A 7,840-nucleotide genomic window follows, 5' to 3' on the forward strand; every position below is an offset into this window, starting at 1 on the left:
CTATGGGCAGTCATATGTTTACAAAAAATATCTAGATATGTTCACCGTTGAATAAACAAATATGAAGATTGCTGTTATTTCTGATTCTCACGATAATATGCCGAATTTGAGAAAGGCGCTACGCTGGATTGAAAAAGAAAAAATAAAAACAATTCTTCATTGCGGAGATATTTGCAATTCCGATACTCTCTGGGAAATGACAGCTCTTTTTTCAGGGAAAATTTACATTGCCTTCGGCAATGCTGATGACCGCCTCGGCATAACTGAATTAGTCAAAGTTAAAAAATTTTCCAATGTTTTTTTATGCGGAGAAGTCCCGCAACGTGCGGGATCCCGTCACAGCGGGATCGGAGAAGTTGTCGTTGGCGGAAAGAAAATCGGTTTTTGTCATTTTCCGGAAATCGCCAGAGAAATGGCCGAATCAGGAAAATACAATATAGTTTTCCACGGCCATACCCACAAACCATGGGAAAGCAAAGTAAGTCATTGCCGGCTCGTTAACCCCGGCAATCTGGCCGGATTGTTCTATAAGGCCAGTTTTGCCGTCTATGATGTCGAAACCGAGAAGCTGGAATTGAAAATTTTAGAAATATTGGACTAAAATGCCATTTATTTTTTTATTTTTTCTCCTTTTTCTTTTCATCTGCTCAATGGTTAATATTCCATTGGGAGGGAAGAAGCTGATATATTTTGAGAAGAAAAGTTTTTTGGGATTGTTTAAAACCCCAATGGTCCGAGTTGAGGGCGTTTTTATAAATTTGGGAGGAGCGATAATTCCGATTGTTTTTTCCCTTTATCTTTTCTTTCTGATCTGGCGAAAGGGATTTGATTTGGAGCCGGTTTTGTTGTCAGTTTTTTTGTTAATTTTAGTTTGTAAGTTTTTATCTAAAGTTGTTCCCGGCAAAGGAATCGTCATCTCTCCTTTTATTCCGCCTATTTTTTCCGTCTTACTGGCCTTAGCTTTAACTCCGGAATACGCGGCTTCTTGCGCTTTTATTTCCGGCGTCTGGGGAACTTTAATCGGCGGAGATATTTTGAATTTAGGGAGGGTTAGGAAAGTTTCTCCGGGAATGATTTCTATCGGCGGAGCAGGAGTTTTTGACGGCATCTTCTTGGTTGGCATTATTTCTTTTCTCCTTGTTCTTTTTGTCAGTTTTTAAAAAATATCGATGAATGTTAATATATCAATATAAATAAATATTAATATAAGTATAAAAAGAAAATGATTACTTCGCTTCACAGAATACACACCAAAGACAAGCTGGAATTTTTCGGCGTTCTTTATCTTCCGGATGGGAATCGGCCAGAGGCCGACCTCGGCCAGAGGCTGACCAGCCTCTGGCCGAGGTCGTCCTCTGGACGAAGGGTTTTGTCTGGAATAAAACAGCCGATTTTTACAGTTATCGGAGAAAAGGACGATTATTTAATGGCTCCGATTGAGAAAATTTTTGAAGTTATAAAAGAAAAGGCAAGAAATTCTCCGCGGGTTGAGTGCCGGATGATAAAAGGCGCTGACCACGATTACCGTGGCCATGAAAAACTTCTCGCATCAGCTGTCTTAAAATGGCTCCAATCCTTCTAATCTCCAAAACAAAATAAAATGAATAATAAATCTGTTGGGATAAGGGCGGTTATATTTGATATGGACGGCGTGATTTCAAACACGCTGGAATTCTATGATAAGTCATCGGGTATTTTACTTGGAAGGCATGGCATAGATTTAGGGATTGAAAGTATAAGTAAGGAGTATGGGGGCACATCAACCAAGGATTTTTTTACGATTATTTTTGAAAAATATAAAAAGAATGAAGACGTAATGAAAGCAGTTGGAGAATCAGAAGATTTACTGGCCGAAAGCGCCAAGGGAAAAGTTTCAGCGATAGAGGGAGCGAAAGAACTTATCAGGGAACTTCAGAAAGAAAATTTTAAATTAAGCGTTGCTTCAGGGGCATCCATCAGATTTTTGAATCTTGTTCTGGGAGAATTGGAACTGGAGAAAGAATTTATGGCAGTTGTGAGCTCTGATGAGGTTCAGAAAGGCAAGCCGGATCCGGAGATATTTTTACTGGCCACAAAAAAGATGGGCGTTTCTCCTTGCGAGTGCCTTGTCATAGAAGATGGGAAACAGGGGATAATAGCCGCTAAGAAAGCCGGAATGAAATGCGTTGCTTTGTTGAAAGACGGGCAGATCAGCGATTTAGCGGACATTACCATAAGGAACCTGGAAGAACTTACAATGGAGAAGATTAAAGATCTGTAAAAAAATGTCGGGGGTGGCTTCCCTGCAGAGTTATCCACAGTTTCCAAAAAATTTTAGCTTTACCGGGGTGGACGCCCTGCAAATTTGAAAAATTTGACATTTATGGGGTTTTTGTGATATGCTTTTGGCGGTACGGTTGAAGATTATTCAACCTTTAAAAATTTAATATCCAGAGAATCGGAAAGGATTTTTACTGAAGCGCGTCGATAAAAAAATAAAAAGCAACGAAAACGAACGAGGTGAATGAAAAATGAAAGGAAAGGTATGCGGAGTGGTTCCGTATTTATGTGGGTTCCAGATAAAGGATTTCGTAGAAGAAAGAAAGAAGGAAAAAATGAGAGAATTATTTTCGGCCTTAGGGGGAATTGGCTTTGATCCTATTTTTATAAATTATAGTTTGGGATTTGCCACAAGGCTTTCAATTAACTCATATGCTTTGAAATTACTCGAAATTCTCAAGGGCAATGGTTGGTTGGACGCTAAAAATGGAGAAATGAAATTCGCAATAGCTCATTCCATGGGCGGATTAGTTTTTTTAAGAATGTTGGAATACGCTTCGGACCAAAAAATAGGGAATTTAGATAATTTATATCTGATAACATTAGAAACCCCTTTCATGGGAGTTTATCGGCAAATGCTGGAAAAAGCCGGCTATCCGACGAATTTAGATAGTGTTCAAGACATGGTGAAGGGAAGTAATTTTCTTGGATCTTTGCATAGTCATCATCCGCCATCAATTAAAATTTGGCAGGTTGGCGGGCGATGGTCGTATATTCCCATTTTGCGTAATTCTTTCTCTCTTCCTTCTTGGGCTGTAGAGCAGGGCGGCCGACAAAAGAATTTTTGGGTAAGCCACGGAGAATTATATTCTAGTAGGATGACCGTGGGTTGTATTTCCAAGATGATGTCAGAAGAAGTTGAATTATTTAAGAATAAAAAAATGAGGCTGGAAAAATAATAATAGTGTGATGGAAACATCACTCTTTTTTTATTGGAAATTTGACGGGGGAGGGAAAAAAGTATAATATGGAAAATATGAAAAAGGGAGCGATATATATAACAATTTTTTTAATTTTTGCCGTAACTTTGTTTGCGACTTGTTTTGATTTCCCCGCTTACTTCAATCAAGGAGTAGATTATTTCAATAATTTCTCCGCCAAAGGCGGACCAGCCTCTGGCTGGAATTTTAAATTGATAGTGCCTCATATTCCCGACAGCGCCTTTAAATTGGGGTTGGATTTGCAGGGAGGAGTCCATTTAGTTTACCAAGCAGACCTCTCCGGGGTAGAGGAAAAAGATAGGAGTTCTTCAATGGACGGATTAAGAGATGTTATTGAAAGAAGGGTTAATTTATTCGGCGTTCAGGAGCCGGTAGTTCAGCTTGAAGGAGAGAGATTGATTATTGAGCTGGCCGGGATAAAAGATACTAATCAGGCGATTAAGATGATAGGAGAAACTCCTTATCTGGAATTCAAAGAACAAAGACCGGCCGACGAACTTAAAAAAATTGAAGACAAGGGAAAGGAACTGGAGGGAAAAAAGACAATGGAGGAAATACAGCAGGTTCCTGATTGGCAGGTTGCTTTTGAGGACTCTTTTATGTCCGCTTCCACTCCTTTAACCGGCAAGTATTTAAAAAAAGCTGAAGTTGGTTTTGATAACAATACAATGAAGCCGATGATACTTTTGCAGTTTGACGATGAGGGAGCGAAGATTTTTAAAGAATTAACTGCCAGAAACATCGGAAAGCCTTTGGCGATATATTTGGATTATCAGCTTACTCAAGCGCCGATAGTCCAGGTGGAGATTCCTGATGGCAAAGCCCAAATTACAGGCGATTTTAAGGTTGAAGAAGTTAAACAAAGAGTAAGAGAGTTAAATGCCGGAGCATTGCCGATTCCCATAAGTTTGCTTTCTCAACAGTCGGTTGGTCCGACATTGGGAGCGATATCTTTGGAAAAGTCCTTGAAAGCGGGGATGATCGGATTTTTGATTGTTATTTTGTTTATGATCATATTTTACAGGGCGCCGGGATTATTGGCTTCTCTGGCTTTGGGAATTTATGTTGTTCTGCTTTTGGCTATTTTCAAATTGATTCCGGTTACTTTAACTTTGGCCGGCATAGGCGGATTTATTCTTTCCATAGGAATGGCGGTTGATGCCAATGTCCTTATTTTTTCAAGAATGAGGGAGGAATTACGGGAAGGAAAAAGTTTCGGGATTGCCATTGAAGAAGGCTTTAATCGGGCTTGGCCGGCGATCAGAGACAGTAATTTAACCACCTTGATAGTCGCTTTTCTGCTCTTTACGCTGGGAACAAGCTTCGTCAAAGGATTTGCCATGACCTTGAGCTTCGGAATTTTGCTTTCAATGTTTTCAGCGATTTTTGTCACCAAGAATTTTCTTAAAGTTTTTATAGAAACAAAATTGGAAAGAATTAAATGGTTGTGGATATAAATTGAAATTATGTCCAAAAAATATTTTTTTACATCAGAATCAGTAACCGAAGGGCATCCAGACAAAGTTTGCGATCAAATTTCCGATACCATTTATGACGAGATGATGAAGCAAGACGTTGATTCTCATGCCGGAATAGAATGTTTTTGTACCACCGGATTGGTTTTGGTGGGAGGGGAAGCGAAAACAAAATCATACGTTAACATACCTGACGTGGTGAGGAGAACATTAAGAGAGATCGGTTATGATAAGCCGGAATATGGATTTTGTTGCGATGACGTGGGAGTTATAACAACCTTACACGAACAAAGCCCTGACATTGCCCAAGGAGTTGAGGGGAAAGGAGAATTTAAGGAGCAGGGAGCGGGAGACCAGGGATTAATGTTCGGTTATGCCTCCAACGAAACTCCTCAATTGATGCCTTTGCCGATTTCTTTAGCTCATAAATTGACAATGAAGTTGGCTGAAGTGCGGAAAAACAAAAGCTTACCTTACTTAAGGCCGGATGGAAAGAGCCAAGTCACTGTTCAATATAGCGATGGCCGTCCTGAAAGAATTGAGGCTGTTGTAATAGCTGCGCATCATTCAGAAGAGGTTGACTTAGGGAAATTGAGAGCTGACATAAGAGAGCAGGTGATAAAGCCGGTGTTAGGAAATTTAATGGATGAAAATACGAAAATTTTTATAAATTCTACGGGAAGATTTGTTTTTGGGGGTCCGCCGGCAGATACCGGCTTAACGGGCAGGAAAATTATTATTGATACTTACGGAGGAGTGGGCGCACATGGAGGAGGATGTTTTTCAGGCAAGTGTATTACCAAAGTTGATAGGAGCGGGAGCTATATGGCGAGATATGTGGCAAAAAATATCGTTGCCACCGGCTTGGCTGATAAATGCGAATTGCAAGTAGCTTATTCCATCGGAGTGGCGGAGCCGGTAAGTATTTTTATTCAGACATTCGGCACAAATAAGGTTTCTGAAGAGAAAATCCTTGAAGCGATAAAAAAAGTTTTTAGCTTCAAACCGGCGGATATAATAAAACAACTTGATTTGAAAAGGCCAATATATAGAAAAACCGCCTGTTATGGTCATTTTGGCAGAGAATTGCCGGAATTTACATGGGAAAAAATCGACAAGGTTGATGAAATATTAAAATATCTTAAGACAGAATAATATAATTTATGAAAATAGACTTCTTAAAATTTAAAACAACTTATTTTATCTTTTTCGGATTATTGGGCTTGGCCAGCATTGTTTGCCTGTCTATTTTTGGCTTGAAACCGGGAATTGATTTCACAGGAGGAAGTATTTTAGAGATTTCTTACTCTGACAGCCGTCCGTCAAATGAAGAAATAAAGGCCACTCTCAATGGAGTTGACTTAGGCGAGGTTTCCGTTCAGCCTTCAGGGGAGAAGGAGGTTATTTTAAGGATGAAAGACATCAGCGAGGATGTTCATCAAACCGTTCTTGAAAAATTATCCAGCCTCAGCGGGATCCCGCAAGATGCGGGAAAGGAAAAAAATAATCTTGAAGAAAGAAGATTTGAATCAATCGGGCCTGTTATCGGAAAAGAATTAAAAGATAAAACTAAAATAATCGTAATTTTAAGCATTCTGGGTATAGCGCTTTACATTGCTTTTGCTTTTCAGAAAATTTCTTTTCCTATGCCCAGCTGGAATTATGGAATAGTTTCCCTGCTCACTCTTGTCTATGATATTTTAATTCCCTTGGGAGTGTTTTCTATAATGGGACATTTTTACGGAACGCAAGTAACCATACCCGTGGTTGTTGCCTTACTCACCGTGCTCGGTTATTCAATCAATAACACGGTAGTTGTTTTTGATAGAATAAGGGAAAACATTTTGAAGAAAGGACAGGGGATTGTCTTCCGCGACATAGTGAATGCTTCCTTAAACCAGACATTGTCAAGAACGATAAATACTTCTTTGACCGTCCTCATTGTTTTGATATCTATTTTTATCCTTGGGGGAGAGACTTTAAGGTATTTTTCCTTAGCTTTAATGATAGGAATTACAACGGGTATTTTTTCTTCAATTCTTCTGGCCAGTCCTATTTTGGAAACGTGGCTTAATTGGAAAAGGAGAAAAAAGGGAATTAGTTGAAAAATGCGAAGGCCATTGACAATCTTTTTGGTAAATGTTAAGATGAAAATAATCAAATTTAGATAAATTATTAATTCATAAAATTTAAAGAAATGTTTAATTTTTCAAAAATTTCACAAGAATTGTTAAAAGGGCTGTCTGAAAGACAAAAAGAAATAATTGTCCGCCGTTTCGGTTTGAAAACAGGAGAGCCTGAAACATTGCAGAAAATCGGCGACGACTTTGATATTACAAGAGAAAGAGTCCGTCAGATTGAAGCGGAAGGAATAAAGAAAATAAAGCCAAGGGTTGAGAATTATAAGGAGGCAATTTCTTTTCTTGAAAATCATCTTAATCAATTTGGGGGAGTGAGAAAGGAGAATGTTTTATTGGAAGAATTCGCCGGTTCTAAAAATACGAAGGTTCAGTCTTCTGTAGTTTTTTTGATGACTTTATCCGGAAGATTTAAAAAAATCAGTGAGGATGAAACCTATTTCACATTTTGGGCCTTGGACGATAAGTCCATTTCTTCAGCTAAGAAAACGATGGGGGATTTTCAGAAAAAACTGGAAGAAGCCGGGAAGCCGATGGAATTTACAAAAGAAAAACAAGCTCTTTCTTTCATAGAAATTTCTAAAAGAATCAAGCAGAATGAGGAGGGTTTATTCGGATTAAAAGAATGGCCGGAAATCACTCCGAGAGGGATAAAGGATAAGGCTTATTTGGTTTTCAGAAAAGTGAGCAAACCTCTCCACTTCAGCGATGTTTCTAAGATGCTTAAGGGAAGCGTTCTCCAGACCGTCCATAATGAGTTGATCAAGGACGCCAGATTTGTTCTGATAGGCAGAGGAATTTACGCTTTGAAAGAATGGGGATATCATCCAGGACAGGTTAAGGATGTGATAGCAATGGTTCTGTCGGATTCAAAAACTCCGCTGACGAAAGAAGAAATTCTCCAGAAAGTTTCTCAACAGAGAATGGTCAAAGAAAATACTATTCTTTTGAATCTCAACAATAAAAA

At 39.0% G+C, this 7,840-nt stretch carries 8 protein-coding genes and 1 pseudogene; all 9 read left to right on the forward strand.

What is annotated here, in order from left to right:
• Positions 1–61 precede the first annotated feature (61 nt).
• Positions 62–601, forward strand: a pseudogene (locus COS96_02225) (hypothetical protein).
• Between the two features lies 1 nt (position 602).
• Entirely contained in the window at positions 603–1,160 is a 558-nt protein-coding gene (locus COS96_02230; protein PIU43835.1) for a hypothetical protein, read from the forward strand.
• A 62-nt stretch (positions 1,161–1,222) separates the two neighbouring features.
• Positions 1,223–1,582, forward strand: coding sequence for a hypothetical protein (locus tag COS96_02235; protein PIU43836.1), 360 nt, complete (start codon positions 1,223–1,225; stop codon positions 1,580–1,582).
• Positions 1,583–1,600: 18 nt separating this feature from the next.
• On the forward strand, positions 1,601–2,260 hold the full coding sequence (locus COS96_02240; GenBank protein ID PIU43837.1) for a hypothetical protein: 660 nt from the start codon (positions 1,601–1,603) through the stop codon (positions 2,258–2,260).
• Positions 2,261–2,510: 250 nt separating this feature from the next.
• Positions 2,511–3,218 carry a hypothetical protein gene (locus tag COS96_02245; GenBank protein ID PIU43838.1) on the forward strand — a complete coding sequence of 236 codons (708 nt, stop codon included), beginning with the start codon at positions 2,511–2,513 and terminating at the stop codon, positions 3,216–3,218.
• Between the two features lie 77 nt (positions 3,219–3,295).
• Positions 3,296–4,717: a protein translocase subunit SecD gene (gene secD, locus COS96_02250; GenBank protein PIU43842.1), complete on the forward strand. Its 1,422-nt coding sequence runs from the start codon at positions 3,296–3,298 to the stop codon at positions 4,715–4,717.
• Positions 4,718–4,726: 9 nt separating this feature from the next.
• Positions 4,727–5,890 (forward strand): methionine adenosyltransferase, encoded by a 1,164-nt coding sequence (locus tag COS96_02255; protein PIU43839.1) that lies wholly within the window; start codon positions 4,727–4,729, stop codon positions 5,888–5,890.
• Between the two features lie 8 nt (positions 5,891–5,898).
• On the forward strand, positions 5,899–6,840 hold the full coding sequence (gene secF, locus COS96_02260; GenBank protein ID PIU43840.1) for a protein translocase subunit SecF: 942 nt from the start codon (positions 5,899–5,901) through the stop codon (positions 6,838–6,840).
• Between the two features lie 92 nt (positions 6,841–6,932).
• A partial coding sequence (locus COS96_02265) for a hypothetical protein (GenBank protein ID PIU43841.1) occupies positions 6,933–7,840 on the forward strand: 908 nt, incomplete at its 3' end.

The sequence above is a fragment of the Candidatus Nealsonbacteria bacterium CG07_land_8_20_14_0_80_39_13 genome (assembly GCA_002779355.1).
In the GTDB taxonomy this organism is placed as follows: Bacteria; Patescibacteriota; Minisyncoccia; order Minisyncoccales.

Coding starts and splice junctions, on each gene's coding strand:
- COS96_02245 (PIU43838.1), top strand. CDS start 2,511: ATGAAAGGAAAGGTATGCGGAGTGGTTCCGTATTTATGTGGGTTCCAG.
- secD (PIU43842.1), top strand. CDS start 3,296: ATGAAAAAGGGAGCGATATATATAACAATTTTTTTAATTTTTGCCGTA.
- secF (PIU43840.1), top strand. CDS start 5,899: ATGAAAATAGACTTCTTAAAATTTAAAACAACTTATTTTATCTTTTTC.
- COS96_02255 (PIU43839.1), top strand. CDS start 4,727: ATGTCCAAAAAATATTTTTTTACATCAGAATCAGTAACCGAAGGGCAT.
- COS96_02235 (PIU43836.1), top strand. CDS start 1,223: ATGATTACTTCGCTTCACAGAATACACACCAAAGACAAGCTGGAATTT.
- COS96_02240 (PIU43837.1), top strand. CDS start 1,601: ATGAATAATAAATCTGTTGGGATAAGGGCGGTTATATTTGATATGGAC.
- COS96_02230 (PIU43835.1), top strand. CDS start 603: ATGCCATTTATTTTTTTATTTTTTCTCCTTTTTCTTTTCATCTGCTCA.